The organism is Panacibacter ginsenosidivorans (assembly GCF_007971225.1).
GTDB lineage: Bacteria > Bacteroidota > Bacteroidia > Chitinophagales > Chitinophagaceae > Panacibacter > Panacibacter ginsenosidivorans.
Genome location: NZ_CP042435.1, coordinates 2300568 through 2320281 on the forward strand (window position 1 = coordinate 2300568; position 19714 = coordinate 2320281).

A 19714-nucleotide genomic window follows, 5' to 3' on the forward strand; every position below is an offset into this window, starting at 1 on the left:
GTTACCTGTTTCTGAATAATTTAATGCCTAATATGAACAAACTTCCTGCCACAGCAGGCAGTATAAGGTTTATGAGCCAGATACCTGCCGTTGTGGCAATAATGCCAAGCTTATTTAAACTTAATAAACCAAAAAGCTGTAAACCTGCTTCTCCACGCATACCCAGATCAGCCACAGGAATAGTTGGCAATATAGCCAATACAAGAAATAACACACCTACAGAACTTACTGCATCAGCAGTATTTAGCTGCACATTAAAAATATGCAACATAATCAAATATTGAACGACAAATACACAATAACGACCTGCCGATAACGACAAAATTCTTGTTAAATCTCCACGGCTTATCGTTTCAAGGTTCTCAACCATAAAACGATATTTGTTTACAAAGGGTATTTTCTCAAACATAATGGTAAGCCAATTTAGTTTAAAGAAAATAAACAGCATCAGCAATGCACCCATAGCAATCATAAATATTATACCGTTTACCCAATATACAGAAAGCCCTTTGAATTGTTCAAGTTCTAACCAACTGCCTTTACTTAAGTATAAGAGTCCCGCAAGGCCAGCTGTTAATGTTATTATCAATTGAGCCATGCTACCCACCAATGTAAGTGTAATTGACTTTAACCTGTTGCCTTCCTGCATATAAACCAAACGCCCTGCATAATCACCAATACCATTTGGTACAAATAATGAAAGTGAAACACCCGATAAAACTGCTTTGTATGCAGTAAAATAATTCACCGGCTGCACACGGCTTACAAGCAAATGCCATTTACGCGCTTCTATACCCCAGTTAACACACATCAGCAGGACCAACAACAATAATAACCAAAGGTTGTTGCCCGATACAGCGCTATTCAAAAGATCTTTTGTTTCCTCTAAACCGGTTTGGTTCTTTACCTTATAGTAAATAGAAAAAGAAAGAATAATAAACAACAAAGGACCAATTACATAGTTGATCCATATTTTATACTTTTTTTTCAGGCTCATTATTTTTCAAACCTACATTAAAACAATGAAATCATTTATGTACCAGTCGTAAGTATATGTATTAAACTTCGGTTGCGTCGCACTCTTGTACATCTGAATCTATACGCAACAGATAAAAACACGTATGAAGAGTTAAGCACAGTCTTATTTTTGTAAAAAAATTATGTCAGCACTTATAAAAGAATTCAACGACTACCGACAAAAGATGAATGAAGTTATCCTCAGCAAAAATAACCTTGTGATGAAACGGTTATGGAATCTCGACACCAATACCTACGAAGATGGTGCACTTGACAAAAAGACAAAAGAAATGCTGGGTCTTGTGGCAAGCATGGTATTACGTTGTGATGATTGTATAAAATATCACCTTGGCAAAAGTTATGAGCTTGGTGTAACAACCGATGAGATGTACGAAATTTTTGCTGTTGCCAATATTGTAGGCGGCACTATCGTTATACCACACACAAGAAGAGCTGCAGAGTATTGGGAAGAGCTGAATGCGCCACATGCAGAGTAATACAAATTCTTATCTTTGTACAGAATCATTTTATATGAGCACAATTACTAACGGAGCCGCCACATTAACAGCCAAAGATTTTGTTACAGACCAGGAAGTACGCTGGTGCCCTGGCTGCGGCGATTATTCTATTCTTGCACAGGTACAGAAAATTATGCCCGGCATTGGCGTTCCAAAAGAAAATATCGTTATTATCAGTGGCATTGGCTGCAGCAGCCGTTTTCCCTATTACATGAATACTTACGGTATGCATTCAATTCATGGAAGGGCAACTGCAGTGGCAACAGGTTTAAAAGCCTCAAGGCCTGAATTAAGTGTATGGATCGTAACGGGAGATGGAGATGCATTGAGCATTGGTGGCAACCACACTATACATTTACTCAGAAGAAATCTTGATGTAAATATTCTCCTTTTCAACAACCAGATCTATGGTTTAACAAAAGGACAATACTCACCAACGTCAGAAGAACATAAGATCACCAAATCTACTCCATACGGAAGTATCGATCATCCATTTAATCCATTGGCATTGGCCATGGGTGCTGATGCAACATTTATTGGCCGCAGTATGGACCGTGATCCAAAGCATTTGCAAACAATGCTTACGCGCAGCCACCAACACAGAGGTGCATCTTTTCTTGAAATATACCAGAACTGCAACATATTTAATGATGGTGCATTCGAAATATTCACAGAAAAATCTACTAAGGCAGATGAAGCATTATTTCTTGAGCATGGCAAACCATTGGTGTTTGGTGCGGGTCAAAGCAAGGGTATTAAACTCGATGGGTTTAAACCCGTTGTTGTTGAATTAGGAAATGGTGTAAGTACAGATGATCTTTGGATACATGACGAAAGGGATTTTTATAAAGCGCAAATGCTCATCCGCATGTTTGATGACCCAAGGGTGGAAGGTCATTTCCCAAGGCCATTTGGTGTATTCTACGAAACAGAAAGAGCATGTTATGAAGATGTAATGGCTATGCAGATAGAAGAAGCTATAGCAGCAAAAGGTTCTGGAAACCTTGATAAATTATTACGTGGAAATGAAGTATGGGAAATAGTATAACCTTCTTAATATTTATAATAAAGTCCTTGCACAAATGCAAGGCTTTTTTTTGACCCGGACTGTAATACTTTGTGCATCGGCGTTTGCGTCGCACTCTTATACTGCATTAGCATTGATGAGCAATGAAAAAACCGTACAAGTGAGTGACACAACGAAGCTGACTTAATATTGAAATGTTGGTTACCTGCATTCTTAAAAAAAATAACCGCCACCTCAGACAAAGGCGGCGGGGTGTTTGATTTTTCTAAAATCTCAAAGTCAAACTATTTTAATTTCTTAGGATGAATTTTTTAGTACATCAAACCATGTGAATGAAAATATTCACAGTATTAAGAATAATGGCTGTATTAATATTTACCTGAGAGAAAAATAAAGCCGGGTACTTGGGCTTTGTTGATTTCTGCTTTCATGGTTAACATCCTTATAAAACAAATATATAATTTTTTGCCTGTAAAAGCTAATCGTGTTACGCATGGATCTTCATAACTATAAGAAGCGATCTTGTAACAAGGAAAATCATCTTGCTTTCAGCCATCTTTCGGGATCCATATTAGTTCCCTTATCACTGGTTACCATGAATATGATCTGCCCATCTCCGCTCATACCTGCAACCGCTTTGCCTAATACTTTGCCGGGCTTCACTTGCTGACCTTTGCTAACACTTACATTAGAAAGATTGGTGTATGTAGTAAAATATTTCCCGTGTCTTATTACAACAGTTTGCCCGTTTCCAAGATCAAATACAGCTGATATTTCTCCATCTGCGACGTTCTTAATATTAGAACCGACTGGCAGGGTGATTTCCACACCTGGCATATCACCTTTTAATTTGGTGCCCGGTACCGTATAAGGCCCGAAGTGTGTAGAAACATAGCCCTGATCTGCGGGCCATGGTAAACGCCCCCTGCTGTTTTCAAAATTGATGGAAATATTTGCTTCCTCTGTTGTTGATTCAAAAACATTGTATACACGATCAGATTTGGTCGCCGTCATACCAGTTACAGGCGCATTATTTTTTGGAGTTGCTTTTGTTTTTGTGTCTGTGTTGCTATTGTCTGTTTTACTATTTGCAATAGTTTGTTGTTGTTCTGCAAGTTTTCTTTTCTTCTCTTCTTCTTCCTGTTTTTTCTTTGCCGCTGCTATTTCTCTTTTAATTACAGTCTGCAATGCAATATTTAACTTTTGCCGCATTTGTTCTTTGCTTTTTAATTGTGCAGCAATTTCTTTTTCCTGGCCCTTTAGGCTCTGTACTACCTGGTCTTTTTCCTTTTTGTCACTTTCCAGAACAGTTAATTGTTTTCCCTGTTCTTTAAGCGAATTATTTTTTTCCTGTTTATTGGAATTAAGTGTATTGATTTGTTTTGCAAGAACATCCTGTGTTTGTCTTATTGCATCTGCCTGCGTTTCCCTGTAACGACGATAGCTTTTTAAGTAGGTAACTCTTTTTATTGCATCATTAAAGGATGCAGCAGAAAAAAGAAAATTAAGATACTCGTAACTGCTCCTGTTCTTATACGCAAATACAAGGCTTTTGGCATACTGGCCTTTTAAGGTATCCAGCTCCTTTTTCATGCGGTATATTTCTACCTGGTTCAGGTAAATATTATCATTAAGTCTCTTAAGTTCTTTATTAATATTATAAATAAGCTCCTGCCTTGCCTGTATTTTTCTTTGTACTATAGCAAGTTGCCCCAGGGATTGTTTTTTATTTTTTTTGATATCGTTTAATGTGTTATTTAAAGAAGAAATTTCCTGCATCAACTGTTGTTGTTTTTTTTGTATCTCTTCTTTGGTTTCCTGTGCGCCAGCTAACAATACAATACCAACAGATAGCAGTAATATGAAAATTTTTCTTACCATAACAGATAAAATTAATGGGGTAATTGCTAAGTTAACGTATCGCGGAATTGTTTATTACCCGTGTTTATAATTTTTAGGAATATTGAAAGGATAATCCTGCGGTTTGTTAAAATTATACTGTTTAAACTCTACGTTTATATCCAGTTTAGATTTCTCTGCAACACTTATGCGCCTTTTAGTTGAGAAATAGAAATTATTACTTTTTTCATAGGCGTCATAGGTTATATCACAGGTTCGGTTGCGTAGTGTATTAACATCATCAAGTTTGCTATGCATTATCCGATAGTCAATATTTTCAAGTGTAAGCAAGTTTTTAAATACGTTACCAATCATTAATACAAGTAATCCCTTTTCTGTATTCTTATAGGAAACAATGTTACTATCAATAAAAACCGGGTTACCAATTATAACATCCTGCAGCGAATAAAAATCGAAAGGTACTTCTGTGATCTCCTGCAGGTAAGCAATGCTGCGGTATTGTATTGTCTTCTGTAATTTATTCATCAGCCTGAAACTATCTTTACTTATCATCAAACGATAACCCTCTATACCCAAAGCGCCGGTAAGAGATAGCCAAATAATGCTGTCTTTCTGAATTCTTACATAAGCTGTTGCCTGGTCACCCCCGTCTTTTCCTTCATAATCTACTTTTATTTTTGCGGAAAAAGTTGCAAAATCAATGCGCCGTTTATTAATGCTGTCAACTATGTTTTTTACAATGGAAAATGAATCTACAGCAGGTGTAACAATTACGGTTACTGCCGTATCTTTTTTTGATATTGATTGCTCAATACGCTGCACTTTTTTAGCAGGTCTGCAACCAACAACCATCGCCATTAAAGCAATTGCATAAAACAAATATTTTTTCATTCTTATTATTTATGATCTGCCTGTGTGTCCAAAACCGCCGGCGCCCCTTTGCGTTTCATTTATCTCAATAGAAGGTTCCCATTCCACACTTACTACACGCTGAATAATTAATTGTGCAATTCTATCCCCATTGTTTATAGGCTGCTCTTCTACCGAAAGATTAATAAGTATAACTTTTATTTCGCCCCTGTAATCTGCATCTATAGTACCGGGTGTGTTTAAACAGGTTATACCCTGTTTTAGAGCAAGCCCGCTACGAGGTCTTATCTGTGCTTCGTATCCTTCAGGTAATTCAATAAATATACCAGTTGGTATTGCGGCTCTTTGCATTGGTAATAAAATAAAAGTTTTAGAAAGATTTGCCCGTATATCCATACCAGAAGAGCCGCTTGTAGCGTAGGCAGGCAAAGGATTTGCAGAATGATTAATGATCTTTACATTTATTTTTTCCACGCGGCAAATGTAGATAAATGAATCTGTTTGACGATAGTTGTATGAAACTGCATTGTTAAAGTTACAACGATTGCAACAGCACGGTCGCATAAGCCATTAATCCTTCTTCGCGGCCTACAAATCCCATCTTTTCTGTAGTAGTGGCTTTAATGGAAATATCATTTTCACTTAAACCCAAAATACCTGCAATTGTTTGTTGCATAGAAACAATATAAGGTTTTATTTTCGGTGCCTGTAAGCACAATGATGTATCAATATTTATAATGCTGTAACCTTTGGTTTTAATAAGCTCTGCTGTTTTTGACAATAATATTTTACTGTCAATATTTTTAAACGCATTATCCGTATCAGGAAAATGCACTCCAATATCTCCAAGACATGCAGCGCCAAGCAATGCATCGCATATAGCATGCAGCAATACATCTGCATCACTATGGCCCAGAGCCCCTTTACTGTGAGGTATCTTTACACCGCCCAGCCATAGGTCACGCCCCTCTGTTAACTGGTGAAAATCTACACCCATTCCAATTCTTATACTCATAAATATTTTATTGTTTTAAATAAATTATGTACCCCACACTACCGCTTTTATTAAGCATGGTTGCGTCGCACTCTTGTACTGTTTCATTTTATACAGCACATAAATAGCTGGCCCATAAAATTCAATGCCAAACGAAGGAAAGAAAAAAAATCAAAAAGGGATGGTATCATTTTCAGATACTATCCCTTTTAATTATTTACCAATGGTTGGTGAATAGAATTGTTGCTGTACAAGTGAGTGACACAACCGGAGTTAAATAGTGTTTCAAATGCCGGTTACAAAAATTTATTTTCTGTTATTCTGCAGCTTCACCAAGATCAAAGATTACGCTAAAGCGTATGGTATTTGACAAAGCATTGCGTGTAACTCCATTACCTGAAGGCGCCAGGTAAGAAAAATTAAACCCGAATACATTATATTTTAAACCAACACCAGCCGTAAAATAACTTTGACCACCCTGGCTTTTTGGTTGTAAAAAATAACCGGCTCTTAAAGAAAACTGGTCGTTATAAGTATATTCAGCCCCTACCGATGCTGTGTTTGCTTTATTGCCAAAAGATTTTGTCCAGCTGGTTAATACACTTTGGTTGCGATATTCGTCTATGGCTGGACCATCTATTAAAGTATCACCTGTATACTCTGGGAATGCAGGAACGAGCAAATGATTAATATCCAAAGCCAAAGTAAACTTGTGCAATTCTTCAAAAGCCCATGTGTATGCTACACCGGCGCCAAGATTTGCCGGTATAAAATCTTTTGCCTTCGCATCAGTCGTATAACCTATTTTTGAGCCCAGATTACTTATGGCAAGACCATAAGTAAGGCCCTGGCCGTTTTCATCAAGATTATTGCCGTAGAGAGACAAATCTGCCGCTAAAGCATTACCGGCTTTATAAGTAACCCCATTATTACTATACCCGTTAGCAAGACTTGAGTTGATATAACGCAAAGCCACACCCACCCCTAACTTATCAGAAATTTTTCTAGAGTACCCAAAATCTAATGAAAATTCTCTTGGCCGTCCTGTTGAAATAGGATTACCCGAATAATCGGTAAACTGTATATTGCCAAGACTAAAATACCTAAGTCCTCCCGAGATAGCCGACTCTTCATCTATTTTGTAATAGCCGCCAAGCGTGGTTAAATAAACATCCTGTGCTATATCTTTTAGCCATGGCGTGTAAGTAGCAGATACCCCCCCGCTATAATTGGCAAAAGGTAATTTTGCCCTGTTCCAGAAAACAGCATTTGCATCAGGCGTGGTAGCGATGCCGGCATCGCCCATTCCACCAGCACGAGCATCTGGTGAGATTCGCAAAAACGGAACTGCTGTAGTTACTATGTTAATTGATGACTGTGCCTGCACGGCCAAACCCAACCCTATGCTAAACAGAACAGATAAAGCAGTTGATCTCAGTGTTATCCGCTTCATTGAAATTATTTTTTTACTGTTGAGAAATAGCTGAAATTATTCAATAGGCTAACCAGTTGCCGGTGTTATTTTTCAGCAAATTAACGTAGAGTTTTGGTCTATATCAGGTCAGGTTTTGAATGTTCCAAGATGGATTGCTTATTTTTTAATAAAACAAATATGTAACTTTTTTGATTCCCGCCAAACAATCTCTGGGAAAGAAATCAAATATTCATGTTTAGCTTAGAACGCTATTAAAGGCTTTCTTGTTGTAAATGTTGAATTTTTTAGAAAGTAAAACTTATATATTCGCACATTCCATTAAAAAAATACAATATTCCATTTTTGTTATCGTTCTATAAATTGATAAAAAGGCTATTCACATGTACAAAATAGTTAGAAACAGTTTCTTTCTCGCAGCAGCTTTGGGTTTCGCTTCCTGTAAGAACGGGAGCATATTTAAAAAGAAACCAGAAAAGTCTGATGTTACCGGCTGGAATTACAATGATAAAAACCAGGGCGGTTATTACGTTTTTAAAGCTAAGGATGTAAAAACAGGGCCGGGCCTTGTTTTTGTGCAAGGTGGCACATTTACAATGGGTGCAACCGAAGAAGATGTAATGGGAGACTGGAACAATGTGCCTCGCCGTGTAACTGTAAACTCTTTCTTTATAGATAAAACAGAAGTTGCCAATGTGCACTACCGTGAATACCTGCATTGGTTGAATAATGTTTTTTCTGATCCTCAATATGAAGCCGTTGTACGTGGCGCTTATCCCGATACTTTGGTATGGCGCAGCGAATTAGCCTATAATGAACCTTATGTGGAATTTTATTTCCGCCATCCTTCCTATAATTATTATCCTGTTGTGGGTGTAACCTGGAAACAGGCTCACGATTTTTGTATCTGGCGTACAGACAGGGTAAATGAAAATGAACTGGTAAATGCCGGCTATCAGAATAAAAATGTTATAAAACAGGAAATGAATGGTGGCGGTCAGGATAACTTCAACAGTAAATCTTACCTGATGGGCGAATATGAAGGTATCCCCGGAAAGCCTAAGAAAAATCCTTTACTTGATGCACAGGGAAGGCCGCGTACCAAAGTACAGTTTGAAGATGGCATTATGTTTCCTGATTACAGGCTCCCGACAGAAGCAGAATGGGAATATGCCGCTTTGGGTCTGATACTTGAAAATCCAAAACCCCGCAAATCTGAAAAGAAAAGAGGTGAGGAACTGGTAGCCAATAAACAGATCTATTCCTGGAAAAATGAAGGTTACGACAACCTGCGTGCAACAAAAAGAGGTACATGGCAGGGCGCATTTCTTGCAAACTTTAAAAGAGGCAACGGTGATTATATGGGTACACCAGGTGGCTTGAATGACCGTTCAGCTATACCGGCACCCGTGACTTCCTTCTTCCCTAATGGTTTTGGCTTATATAATATGAGTGGCAACGTCAGTGAGTGGGTTGCTGACGTATATAGAGCACAGACAAATATGGAAGCAGATGATATGAACCCCTACCGCGGTAACGTTTTCTCCAAAGTTGATATGAGTGGTGGTCAGGGTAACCTGAGAGACAGCATAGGACGCATTAAAACTGTTCCTGAAAATGATTCATCTTTAACGGAGCGCCGCAACTACCAACATGCCTACGCTATTAATTACCTTGATGGTGATTCATTGAGCAAAGTATATTATGGTTACGGTGTTACTACTTTAGTTAGTGATAAATCCAGGGTTATAAAGGGCGGTAGCTGGATGGATATGCCTTATTGGTTAAGCCCAGGTGCTCGTCGTTTTGTAGAGGAAGATCAAAGTAGCAGCGGACTTGGGTTCCGCTGTGCAATGAGCCACTTTGGCCCTACAGAAGGCACTTCTTCGAAATTACAAAATGGTAACTTCTTCCCCAAGAAGAGACAAAAAAGATAGATTCAGAGTTAGGTAATAAAAACGGACAATCCTGGCAGTCTTGCCGGGATTTGTTTTTTATATACCGGCTTTTGAATATGCATTATACATCCTTGCGTCGCACTCTTGTACTACAGCAAAAAAGTCAGCAGAAAAAAAGCTTTTCCTCATTGCTCATTAATGTATCAAAAGCACAAGTGAGTGACACAACGAAGCTGCTATTACTACAAAAGCCGGGAATATAATTAACAACATGCTCAACTTATCAACCGATCAACTTATTAACTTAGCAGCATGCCTTTTAAGTTACATGCACCATACGAACCGAGCGGAGACCAGCCACAAGCCATACAGCAGCTAACAGATGGATTAATTAGTGGGGAAAGATTTCAAACATTACTGGGTGTAACCGGTAGTGGCAAGACATATACGATGGCCAATGTTATACAAAATGTTCAGCGGCCTGCACTGGTTCTTACACACAACAAAACATTAGTTGCACAATTGTATGGAGAGTTCAAACAGTTTTTTCCTGATAATGCGGTTGGCTATTTTGTAAGCTATTACGATTATTATCAGCCGGAGGCTTACATGCCTGTTAGCGATACTTACATTGAAAAAGATCTAAGTATAAATGAAGAATTAGATAAGCTTCGGTTGCAGGCAACAAGTGAATTACTTTCTGGCCGCAGAGATATTATTGTAGTTGCAAGTGTAAGTTGTATCTATGGTATAGGTAACCCTACCGATTTTGAAAATGGCATTGTCCGCATTCAGCGAGGGCAAACCGTTTCAAGGCAAGGCTTTCTTCATTCATTGGTGAATAGTTTATATACCCGCACACAAATAGAATTCAAGCGTGGCACATTCCGCGTAAAAGGAGATACCGTTGATATCAATCTTCCTTATGTAGATTATGGTTATCGCATAACTTTCTTTGGAGATGAGATAGAAGAAATAGAAACGATGGATGTGCAAACCAATAGAAGAATTGGAACAGTTGAGAACGCCGCTATCTTTCCTGCTAACTTATACATTGCACCAAAAGATATGCTGCAAAGTATTATGCATGAGATACAGGATGAAATGATGGCACAGACAGAATATTTTAAAAGTACAGGTAAACTAATAGAAGCACAACGTTTAAAAGAACGTGTAGAATACGATCTCGAAATGATACGCGAACTTGGTTATTGCAATGGCATTGAAAACTACTCCAGATTTTTTGATCGTCGCAACCCAGGCACAAGACCTTTCTGTTTATTGGATTATTTTCCAAAAGATTTTTTGTGCATCATTGATGAAAGCCACCAAACCATTCCACAGGTTGCAGGTATGTATGGCGGTGACAGAAGCCGCAAACTTATTCTTGTTGATTACGGGTTTCGTTTGCCTTCTGCACTTGATAACAGACCATTGAATTTTCACGAGTTTGAAAACATGATTGGCCAAACAGTTTTTGTAAGTGCAACGCCAGGTGATTATGAACTCGAACAAACAGGAGGCGTTGTTGTTGAACAGGTTGTTCGTCCAACAGGTTTGCTCGATCCACCGATTGAAATAAGACCGAGTGTAAACCAGATTGATGACCTGCTCGATGAAATTGATAAACGTGTTACAAAAGGTGATCGTGTTTTGGTAACAACACTTACCAAACGCATGGCAGAAGAAATGGATAAATACCTGCATCGCATCAACATCAAATCAAAATATATTCATAGCGATGTTGATACGCTTGAACGTGTGGAAATATTGCGACAGTTGCGTTTGGGAGAAATTGATGTGCTCGTTGGCGTCAATCTTTTGAGAGAAGGTCTTGATCTTCCCGAAGTTTCTTTGGTTGCCATTCTTGATGCAGATAAAGAAGGATTCCTGCGTAATGAAAGATCGCTTACACAAACTGCCGGTCGTGCGGCCCGTAATGTGGACGGTCTGGTAATTTTCTATGCAGATAAGATGACCGAAAGTATGCAACGAACCATTGATGAAACTACACGCAGAAGAGAAAAACAAGTTGCTTACAACATTGAGCACAACATTACACCAAGAACCATAAAGAAATCTATAGAACAGATCATGAAACAAACTTCTGTTCTTGATATAAAAGGATACGATGTAAAAAACCCTTATGCTATTGCACCTGATGGAGACATTATAACAACTGCCGCAGAAGAGCAGGAAGTGTACAAAACAATTCCGCAAATGGAAAAAGCTATTCATCAAACAAAGAAGCAAATGGAGAAAGCTGCACGTGATCTTGACTTTATTGAGGCTGCACGTTTAAGAGATGAAATGTTCCGTATGCAGAAAGAGCTCGAAGCAATGAAATAATTTTTTATGAACCCGGATTTTGTTTTTCATGGCATCAACTGTTGCGTCGCACACTTGTGCCCTAGATCATAAATGGACAGCAAAAAAACAATACTCTTTGCCTATGCCTTGTTGCCTCTCCTTCCGAACGTACAAATGAGTGACACAACAAAAGCATCATAGTAGTAAAACAGCTTGCTAAAAAATTTTCCTTACATTTAATTCCCTCAATAACTAAATGCTATATATGAGAAAAATTTTCTTTCTTTCAATAATGCTGCTTTATTGCCTTTCGCTCAATGCACAAACAAAGCGTTCACTTGTTCCCTCAGACGTTTACCGCCTCCAGGATGTAAGCGCAGCACAGGTTTCGCCGGATGGTAATTGGGTGGCTTATGTTGTAAGCACCGTTGATACAGCAAAAGACAAACGTGATAATAACATCTGGATGATTAGTTGGGATGGCAAACAAAACATACAACTTACTTATAGCAAAGAGGATGAATCATCTCCAAAGTTTAGTCCCGATGGAAAATATATTTCGTTTCTCTCTTCACGCAAAAGCGGCGATGAAAAAGATGATGATAAAGACTTATCTCAATTATGGTTGTTAGATTGTCGTGGTGGTGAAGCAAAAAAAATTACCGACGTTACCGGTGATATTGATGATTATATATGGAGCCCCGATGGTACAAAAGTGCTCATGGTTATAGAAGACCAGGATTTTTCTGACACCGCTTCTTCAGAAATTCGCAAGCCTTATGTAATGGACCGTTACCATTTCAAACAGGATTATATTGGTTACTTAGATCGTCGTGCAAAACATTTATACATGCTTGATCTTGTTACGCAAAACATAGATACACTTACCACAGGTATGTACGATGAAACTGATCCTGACTTTAGCCCCGATGGAAAACAAATTGTTTTTACAAGTAACCGAACACAAGATCCCGACAGGAATGAGAACAGTGATATTTATATAATGGCTGCAACACCCAATGCATCAATGAAACAATTGACCACATGGGCAGGCACAGATCATTCGCCAAAATTCAGTCCCGACGGTACTTCTATCGCATACTTACAAAGCAGCAGCAATGAAGCTTTCACGATGTATGGAGAAGATTATGTGGCTGTAATTTCAAAAGATGGCGGCACACCAAAATTACTTTCTAAGTCTGTTGATCGCCCTGCAACGAATGTTAACTGGAGTAAAGATGGTAAATATATTGCAGCCCTCATGGAAGATGACCGTGAAAGTAATGTGGTTGCTTTTGATGTTGCTTCAGGTGCGATGAAAAAATTATCAGATGGCAAACGCGCCACATTCGATCTTACACCAAATCCTGCAAATGATAGTTGGGTTGCATTAATGAGTGAACCGAATTTACCTTTCGAATTATTTGCTGTTGAGAACAACAACACAAGACGTCTTACGCATGTGCAGGATTCTTTTCTTGCGCCGCTTACATTACCAACTGTTGAACCTTTTCAGAGCAAGAGTAAAGATGGCACATTGGTTTCCGGCATTTTATATAAACCCGCCAATGCTGTTCCCGGTCAAAAACTTCCTTTCATTTTATACATTCATGGCGGACCTGTTGGACAAGACGATTACGAGTTCGACATTATTCCTCAAAGCATGGCGAGTGCAGGCTATGCAGTGGCGCAGGTAAATTATCGTGGCAGCAGTGGTCGGGGTGTTGATTACACAAGAGCCATCTATGCAGACTGGGGCAATAAAGAAGTTACAGATCTTATGGGCGCAGTTGATTATTTAATTGCACAAGGCACCATCGATGAAAACCGCATGGGCGTTGCAGGCTGGAGCTATGGCGGCATTCTCACAGATTATACCATTGCAACAACAACACGCTTTAAAGCCGCTTGTAGCGGCGCAGGAAGTGCTTTACAGCTGAGCATGTACGGCACCGATCAATATGTTACACAATATGAAACAGAGCTTGGTGTGCCCTGGAAAAATTTAGACAAGTGGCTCAAAGTTTCATACGCGTTTCTCAAGGCAGATAAAATAAAAACGCCAACGCTCTTCATGGCTTCGCAGAAAGATTTCAATGTGCCCGTTGCCGGTGCAGAGCAAATGTACCAGGCGCTAAAAAGCAATGGCATTCCCACGCAGCTCATCATTTATCCAAATCAAAATCATGGCTTGAATATTCCAAGCTATGAAGTTTTCAAGTACACGAATTACATTGATTGGTTTAATAAATATTTGAAGTAGGAGATCTATGTACTAAGCTTTTGAACAAGCATTAAGCATTGTTGCGTCGCACTCTTGTACATTCTGTTCAATATTCAGCAAGATGCACACTCGGTCAGACGCTTACAAAGTGTTAGATTGATAACAGCCAGTCGACGTATAAGCTACATAATGTCGTATAACCAAATACAAGGCTATGAAGGAAACAGATTTTTTCGGAAAGAAAAATTACATTTTTAACCATAATGGACTCGTAACCGAGCATAACAATAGAATGCCACTAATGATTAAATAAGTAATAAAAAATTGATTTAATGCTTTTGATTCTATTTCGCTCATTTGTTTGAATTTATCAAAATACGATAAAATAGACTGTTTTTTGATTTTATAAATAATGTACATTAATAAATAAATTAGAAGATAAAAAATAGCGATTCTTATTCTATTTATTAAAGTTCCTTCATTAATAAAGTAGTGAATAAAGTCAATTCTTAATATACCTTTAAAAAAACCTGATATTGTAATTATATTAGCTATAAATAAAAATCCCGTTACCATAAACGCATTAACATTTGCCCAGAATTCACCATACTTTCTTTTCATATAAATGGTGTAGAGTTTATAATAAATAAATGTCAAATACTTCATAATTGACTATAAAAGCTGCAAAAACTATTTATGTGTCACAACATTTCCGCCATAGCCTTTTCCGTAGAAACATCTCTAATGGCTTCTTTCGCTGCAATGTTTCCTTCATAGCTTTTGTTTTTAGCAAGGGAAATTGCGTAGTTGAATTTAATGATTTTATTACTCGCACTGTTGAATAAGGTTTTAAAAGCAAAAGAGTGCGACGCAACAATGCCCCATTCATGATCGATAGCCTGGTTCAAAAGCTGCTTTAAACTAAAAATAAAAAAGGCAGAAGATTTAATAAGTCTTCTGCCTTTTAAAAATTTTATAAATAAAACTACATGCGTTTTTCTTTGATCCTTGCACTCTTACCGCTACGCTCTCTTAGGTAGAATAATTTAGCACGGCGTACTTTACCAACCTTATTCAACTGCACTGATTCCACGTTTGGAGAAAAGAAAGGAAACACTCTCTCAACACCCACACCATCAGATATTTTACGCACAGTAAAAGTGGCTGTTGCACCTGTACCCTGTATCTTTAATACATCTCCGCGGAAACCCTGGATACGTTCTTTACCGCCTTCGATAATTTTATAATTGACAGTAACATTATCACCAGCTTTAAACTTTGGATATGTTTTTTTTGCTGTAAGCTGCTCGTGTACAAACTGAACTGCTGCGTTCATAACTTAAATTTTAAGGACGGCAAAGGTAAGGGGTTTTGCCAATAATATCAGTATTGTTTACTATTTTTTTGCTACGTCTAAACTTTTTTCGGGAACTGCAGCTTTTTACCTGGCCACATTTACGGCTCTTTTCTCCCTGATAACCGTAACCTTTATCTGGCCCGGGTAAGTCATTTCTGTCTGAATCTTTTGAGCAATTTCAAAGCTAAGTTTATCACTGTCAGAATCACCTACTTTATCGGCCTCGACAATTACGCGTAATTCTCTGCCAGCCTGTATAGCATAGGCTTTTTCCACACCCGGATAAGAAATAGCCAGCGTTTCAAGATCTTTAATACGTTGAATGTATTGCTGCATGATCTCGCGTCTTGCACCTGGTCGTGCGCCACTAATGGCATCACAAGCCTGTATAATAGGTGAGATAACATATTGCATTTCCATTTCATCATGGTGGGCACCGATTGCATTCACTACTGCAGGGTTCTCGCCATATTTCTCTGCTAATTTAGCACCCAATAAGGCGTGGCTCAGTTCAGTTTCTTCATCCGGCACCTTGCCTATATCGTGAAGTAGACCTGCCCGTTTGGCAAGTTTTACATTTAATCCTAATTCAGCCGCCATGATACCACAAAGATTGGCTGTTTCTCGGCTGTGCATCAACAGGTTCTGACCATAAGAAGAACGGAAACGCATTTTTCCTACAATTCTTACCAATTCCTTATGTAATCCATGAATACCGAGCTCAATAACAGTTCTTTCTCCTATTTCCATTACCTGCTCTTCCAGTTGCTTACGGGTCTTTTCTACTACTTCTTCAATACGAGCCGGATGGATACGACCATCAGCCACAAGCCGCTGTAAACTTAAACGGGCTATTTCACGGCGAAGTGGGTCAAATGAAGAAAGGATGATTGCTTCCGGGGTATCATCTACAATAAGATCAACACCAGTGGATGCCTCAATAGCCCTGATATTACGGCCTTCACGACCAATAATCTGGCCTTTTATTTCGTCACTCTCAAGATTGAAAACGGTAACTGTATTCTCAATTGTTTGCTCCGCAGCGGTACGCTGTATAGATTGTATGATGATCTTACGGGCTTCTTTATTTGCTTTTTGGCGGGCATCCTCAATAATTTCCTGTTGAAGCGCAAGTGCCTGAGTCTGTGCTTCATTTTTTAGACTTTCTACCAATTGTGCTTTTGCTTCATCGGCTGTTAGTCCGGCAATTTTTTCCAGCCTGCGGATATGCTCTTCCTGGTGCTTTTCCAGTTCTGTTCTTTTGTGATTAACTACTTCAATCTGCCTGTTTAAGTTTTCCTTAATAGCCTCGTTATCTTTAACCTGTTTCTCCAGTGAAGCTTCTTTCTGATTAATGCTGATCTCTTTCTGCTTAATACGATTTTCCGCATCGCTAATCTTCCTGTTACGATCGAGCACTTCTTTATCATGCTCAGACTTTAGCTGTACAAATTTTTCTTTCGCCTCAAGAATCTTTTCCTTTTTAGTAGTCTCGGCTTTAAGCTCTGCTTCGGAAATTATTTTTTGAGCCTGAGATTCGGCTTCAGCAACCTGTTTTTTAGTATCTTTTGCAAAAATGAACTTACCGGCTATAATACCTATCGCTATTGATACTAAACTGATTATAATATAAATAACATTCTGATCCATGCTTTTGGGTTTTTAAATAATTCTTTTTCTTATGGTTATGCACTTTATTCATCTGATGAATAGGTGGTAATCTGCGAAGATAAATAAAGGAATAGAATTATGTATTATAGAATTACCGGTGTAGTGAAATTGGCATTATATTAATAGCTTAATTGCAATGAATTGATTCCTGAAGCTAAAAGTTTCAACTTAGTTAAACCTATACCCCCTAAGAAATTCTTCAGTGAACATTCGTTTTTTACCTTCTAACTGAATGTCTGTTACATGGATAAATCCATTACTACATGCAAACTTGAGATACGTTTTATGATCTGTATGAAGACTTCCGTTTTCAAAATTATGCATTGCCATCTCTTTTTTACTTTGATAAATCTTGAATGCCTTCTCATTTAATAAAGTAAAGGCACCGGGAAAAGGAGAAAGGCCGCGTACCAGGTTATGAATTTCATCTGTTGATTTATTCCAGTCTATTTTACAGGTTTCAGTAAAAATTTTCGGAGCATGCTTTATTTCCACAGCAATATTTTGTTGTGGCATTTCTTTTAATTTTCCTTCACCTAACTGCTGAATGGTCTTCACAAGTAACTCCGCTCCCACTTCTTTCATTTTATCGTGGAGCTCCCCTGCAGTCTCATCCTCTCCAATTGGAATAACGGCTTGTAATAGAATATTGCCGGTATCAATTTCATGCTGTAATTTGAAAGTAGTAACACCTGTTTCTTTTTCCCCATTAATAATAGCCCAGTTAATAGGTGCTGCTCCCCGATACTGTGGTAATAAAGAGCCGTGTACATTGATTGTTCCAAGGGGTGGCATATTCCAAACAATTTCTGGTAACATGCGAAAAGCTACCACTACCTGTATATCTGCATTCAGTGATTTTAGCTCATCAATAAAAGCAGGATTCTTGAGTTTTTCTGGCTGCAAAATTTTCAACCCTTTTTCAACAGCATATTTCTTAACGGCACTTTCATTCATTTTCATACCGCGACCGGCAGGTTTATCAGGCGCTGTTACAACCCCCACGATGTTATACCCGGATTCGACCAAAGCATTAAGTGATGCCACAGCAAATTCGGGGGTACCCATAAAAACAATGCGAAGATTTTTATCCATTTGCAAAAGAACAATCTGAAATCTATAAAGAGAAATCTACATGCGTTAAAAATCGGAGTACAAAAGATATTTTTTCCTGATCTTTTTAAATGCTTCAAGTTTTGGCTGCCAGCTTTTACAAATTTCGTCTTCTGTTTTTCCGGCTATTAACTGTTGCATCAATTCATCATTGCCTGCAAGTTTATTAAAGAAATAATCTTCTGGCTCCTGGTTGAACCTTTTCGGTTTTATAAAAAAGTTCTCTTTATCAGGAAAGAGCTGGTAAGCCCGAATCAGCCACTTTAGTTGAATTCTTACAGGGCTTTTTTCCTTCATTACTGCCAGATTCCAGCCATAGCAAACTTTATCTTTCCATTTAGGGTCCTGTGCTCCGGCATTTGATTTTGGCGTAAAAGCGTATAAAGAATCAGGCAGATCAGGGTGTCCAAAAATCTGAAACGGATGTTCTGTGCCCCTGCCTTCACTTAAAACAGTTCCTTCAAAAAAACAGGTAGAGGGATACCAATAAATGGCATCCATGTCTGCAAGATTAGGTGAAGGCTTTACAGGCAATACATACCTGCTTTTATGCGTATAGTTTTTACACTTAATAACGGTAAGCCTGAAGTTATTATGCTCTTCTTCAAAGCCCAACACTTCTCCTAACGAAATTTTGCCATCTGCCTGTCTTGCCGTTTTCCATGGCAGCCACTCTTCTCCTAATAACATTTTTGCATATTCACCTATCGTCATTCCATATACAACAGGCACAGGCTGCATGCCTACAAAACTTTTGTAAGAGGAATCTAATACAGGGCCATCCACATAAAATCCGTTGGGGTTGGGACGGTCAAGAACAATTACTGGCAAATTATTTTGAATAGCACTCTCAATAAAATACTGCAATGAAGAAATAAAAGTATAAAAACGAACACCTACATCCTGGATATCAAAAAGCATTATGTCCACATCTTTCAGGTCCGCTGCAGCGGGTTTTAATTTTGCACCATATAAAGACACAACCGTTATTCCTGTTTTTTCATCAATATATGTTTTAATGTTTTCACCCGCATCTGCAGTACCTCTGAAACCATGTTCGGGTGCAAATATTTTTGTTACGTTTACACCGAGTCTTTGTAAACTATCCACCAGGTGCGTGTTACCAATAACAGAGGTCTGATTCGCAAAAACGCCCACCTTTTTCCCCTTTAATAAAGGCAGGTATTCTGTAGTTTGATAAGCACCGGGTAATATTATTTTTTCATTTGATGCAACTGCTTTTTTAGGTTGTGCATTTACTGCGACAGTCATTATACATATAACTAAGAAAAAAAATATTTTTTGCATAGCACCTGTTTATAAAGCAGGAAAGTTAACTAAAAATAATTGCCCGAAAATGTGGATAGGCTTACCTTGCAGCCTCAAAATGGTTGGTACCTTCTGACTTGTTGAATTATATACT

The 19714-nt window shown here is 38.3% G+C and carries 17 protein-coding genes; 5 read left to right on the forward strand and 12 right to left on the reverse strand.

Going from position 1 to position 19714, the window contains the following annotated elements:
- Nucleotide 1: 1 nt before the first annotated feature.
- Nucleotides 2-997, reverse strand: coding sequence for a lysylphosphatidylglycerol synthase domain-containing protein (locus FRZ67_RS09635; protein ID WP_147189348.1), 996 nt, complete (start codon nt 995-997; stop codon nt 2-4).
- 163 nt (nt 998-1160) lie between these two features.
- Between FRZ67_RS09635 and FRZ67_RS09640 the strand changes: the two genes are divergently transcribed.
- Nucleotides 1161-1514 (forward strand): carboxymuconolactone decarboxylase family protein, encoded by a 354-nt coding sequence (locus FRZ67_RS09640; protein WP_147189349.1) that lies wholly within the window; start codon nt 1161-1163, stop codon nt 1512-1514.
- Between the two features lie 34 nt (nt 1515-1548).
- Nucleotides 1549-2583, forward strand: coding sequence for a 2-oxoacid:ferredoxin oxidoreductase subunit beta (locus FRZ67_RS09645; RefSeq protein WP_147189350.1), 1035 nt, complete (start codon nt 1549-1551; stop codon nt 2581-2583).
- Nucleotides 2584-3099: 516 nt separating this feature from the next.
- On the opposite strand, the gene FRZ67_RS09650 is transcribed toward FRZ67_RS09645, so the two are convergent.
- The 5 genes from FRZ67_RS09650 to porV all read right to left on the reverse strand — a co-directional run bounded on the left by FRZ67_RS09650 (nt 3100) and on the right by porV (nt 7739).
- On the reverse strand, nt 3100-4443 hold the full coding sequence (locus FRZ67_RS09650) for a murein hydrolase activator EnvC family protein (protein ID WP_147189351.1): 1344 nt from the start codon (nt 4441-4443) through the stop codon (nt 3100-3102).
- 54 nt (nt 4444-4497) lie between these two features.
- Nucleotides 4498-5313: a lipoprotein insertase outer membrane protein LolB1 gene (gene lolB1, locus FRZ67_RS09655; RefSeq protein WP_147189352.1), complete on the reverse strand. Its 816-nt coding sequence runs from the start codon at nt 5311-5313 to the stop codon at nt 4498-4500.
- Nucleotides 5314-5322: 9 nt separating this feature from the next.
- Nucleotides 5323-5766: a dUTP diphosphatase gene (dut, locus tag FRZ67_RS09660; RefSeq protein WP_225975565.1), complete on the reverse strand. Its 444-nt coding sequence runs from the start codon at nt 5764-5766 to the stop codon at nt 5323-5325.
- Between the two features lie 61 nt (nt 5767-5827).
- Entirely contained in the window at nt 5828-6307 is a 480-nt protein-coding gene (gene ispF, locus FRZ67_RS09665; RefSeq protein WP_147189353.1) for a 2-C-methyl-D-erythritol 2,4-cyclodiphosphate synthase, read from the reverse strand.
- 295 nt (nt 6308-6602) lie between these two features.
- A complete protein-coding gene (gene porV, locus FRZ67_RS09670) occupies nt 6603-7739 on the reverse strand; it encodes a type IX secretion system outer membrane channel protein PorV (RefSeq protein ID WP_147189354.1) in 1137 nt (378 codons plus the stop codon).
- 362 nt (nt 7740-8101) lie between these two features.
- On the opposite strand from porV, the gene FRZ67_RS09675 reads away from it, so the two are divergent.
- From FRZ67_RS09675 to FRZ67_RS09685, 3 genes are all read left to right on the forward strand, one after another.
- The gene (locus FRZ67_RS09675) at nt 8102-9655 is read left to right on the forward strand and encodes an SUMF1/EgtB/PvdO family nonheme iron enzyme (protein ID WP_147189355.1); all 1554 of its coding nucleotides are present in this window, start codon (nt 8102-8104) and stop codon (nt 9653-9655) included.
- Between the two features lie 273 nt (nt 9656-9928).
- Nucleotides 9929-11965 carry an excinuclease ABC subunit UvrB gene (gene uvrB, locus FRZ67_RS09680; RefSeq protein ID WP_147189356.1) on the forward strand — a complete coding sequence of 679 codons (2037 nt, stop codon included), beginning with the start codon at nt 9929-9931 and terminating at the stop codon, nt 11963-11965.
- A gap of 226 nt (nt 11966-12191) precedes the next feature.
- Nucleotides 12192-14189, forward strand: coding sequence for a S9 family peptidase (locus FRZ67_RS09685; RefSeq protein WP_192903907.1), 1998 nt, complete (start codon nt 12192-12194; stop codon nt 14187-14189).
- A 207-nt stretch (nt 14190-14396) separates the two neighbouring features.
- Here the strand turns inward: FRZ67_RS09685 and FRZ67_RS09690 are convergent, their stop codons facing one another.
- From FRZ67_RS09690 to FRZ67_RS09715, 6 genes are all read right to left on the reverse strand, one after another.
- A complete protein-coding gene (locus FRZ67_RS09690; RefSeq protein ID WP_147189357.1) occupies nt 14397-14771 on the reverse strand; it encodes a hypothetical protein in 375 nt (124 codons plus the stop codon).
- An 80-nt stretch (nt 14772-14851) separates the two neighbouring features.
- Nucleotides 14852-15058 (reverse strand): hypothetical protein, encoded by a 207-nt coding sequence (locus tag FRZ67_RS09695; protein ID WP_147189358.1) that lies wholly within the window; start codon nt 15056-15058, stop codon nt 14852-14854.
- A gap of 77 nt (nt 15059-15135) precedes the next feature.
- Nucleotides 15136-15486 carry a 50S ribosomal protein L19 gene (gene rplS, locus FRZ67_RS09700; RefSeq protein WP_147189359.1) on the reverse strand — a complete coding sequence of 117 codons (351 nt, stop codon included), beginning with the start codon at nt 15484-15486 and terminating at the stop codon, nt 15136-15138.
- 105 nt (nt 15487-15591) lie between these two features.
- On the reverse strand, nt 15592-17157 hold the full coding sequence (gene rny / locus FRZ67_RS09705; RefSeq protein WP_147189360.1) for a ribonuclease Y: 1566 nt from the start codon (nt 17155-17157) through the stop codon (nt 15592-15594).
- A 189-nt stretch (nt 17158-17346) separates the two neighbouring features.
- The gene (fmt, locus tag FRZ67_RS09710; protein WP_225975566.1) at nt 17347-18273 is read right to left on the reverse strand and encodes a methionyl-tRNA formyltransferase; all 927 of its coding nucleotides are present in this window, start codon (nt 18271-18273) and stop codon (nt 17347-17349) included.
- A gap of 45 nt (nt 18274-18318) precedes the next feature.
- Nucleotides 18319-19599: an exo-beta-N-acetylmuramidase NamZ family protein gene (locus FRZ67_RS09715; RefSeq protein WP_147189361.1), complete on the reverse strand. Its 1281-nt coding sequence runs from the start codon at nt 19597-19599 to the stop codon at nt 18319-18321.
- Between the last annotated feature and the right edge of the window lie 115 nt (nt 19600-19714).

Bases quoted from the DNA above. Each gene is read 5' to 3' on its own strand.
- FRZ67_RS09635 (WP_147189348.1), bottom strand. From the start codon at position 997: ATGAGCCTGAAAAAAAAGTATAAAATATGGATCAACTATGTAATTGGT.
- FRZ67_RS09640 (WP_147189349.1), top strand. From the start codon at position 1,161: ATGTCAGCACTTATAAAAGAATTCAACGACTACCGACAAAAGATGAAT.
- FRZ67_RS09645 (WP_147189350.1), top strand. From the start codon at position 1,549: ATGAGCACAATTACTAACGGAGCCGCCACATTAACAGCCAAAGATTTT.
- FRZ67_RS09650 (WP_147189351.1), bottom strand. From the start codon at position 4,443: ATGGTAAGAAAAATTTTCATATTACTGCTATCTGTTGGTATTGTATTG.
- lolB1 (WP_147189352.1), bottom strand. From the start codon at position 5,313: ATGAAAAAATATTTGTTTTATGCAATTGCTTTAATGGCGATGGTTGTT.
- ispF (WP_147189353.1), bottom strand. From the start codon at position 6,307: ATGAGTATAAGAATTGGAATGGGTGTAGATTTTCACCAGTTAACAGAG.
- porV (WP_147189354.1), bottom strand. From the start codon at position 7,739: ATGAAGCGGATAACACTGAGATCAACTGCTTTATCTGTTCTGTTTAGC.
- FRZ67_RS09675 (WP_147189355.1), top strand. From the start codon at position 8,102: ATGTACAAAATAGTTAGAAACAGTTTCTTTCTCGCAGCAGCTTTGGGT.
- uvrB (WP_147189356.1), top strand. From the start codon at position 9,929: ATGCCTTTTAAGTTACATGCACCATACGAACCGAGCGGAGACCAGCCA.
- FRZ67_RS09685 (WP_192903907.1), top strand. From the start codon at position 12,192: ATGAGAAAAATTTTCTTTCTTTCAATAATGCTGCTTTATTGCCTTTCG.
- FRZ67_RS09690 (WP_147189357.1), bottom strand. From the start codon at position 14,771: ATGAAAAGAAAGTATGGTGAATTCTGGGCAAATGTTAATGCGTTTATG.
- rplS (WP_147189359.1), bottom strand. From the start codon at position 15,486: ATGAACGCAGCAGTTCAGTTTGTACACGAGCAGCTTACAGCAAAAAAA.
- rny (WP_147189360.1), bottom strand. From the start codon at position 17,157: ATGGATCAGAATGTTATTTATATTATAATCAGTTTAGTATCAATAGCG.
- fmt (WP_225975566.1), bottom strand. From the start codon at position 18,273: ATGGATAAAAATCTTCGCATTGTTTTTATGGGTACCCCCGAATTTGCT.
- FRZ67_RS09715 (WP_147189361.1), bottom strand. From the start codon at position 19,599: ATGCAAAAAATATTTTTTTTCTTAGTTATATGTATAATGACTGTCGCA.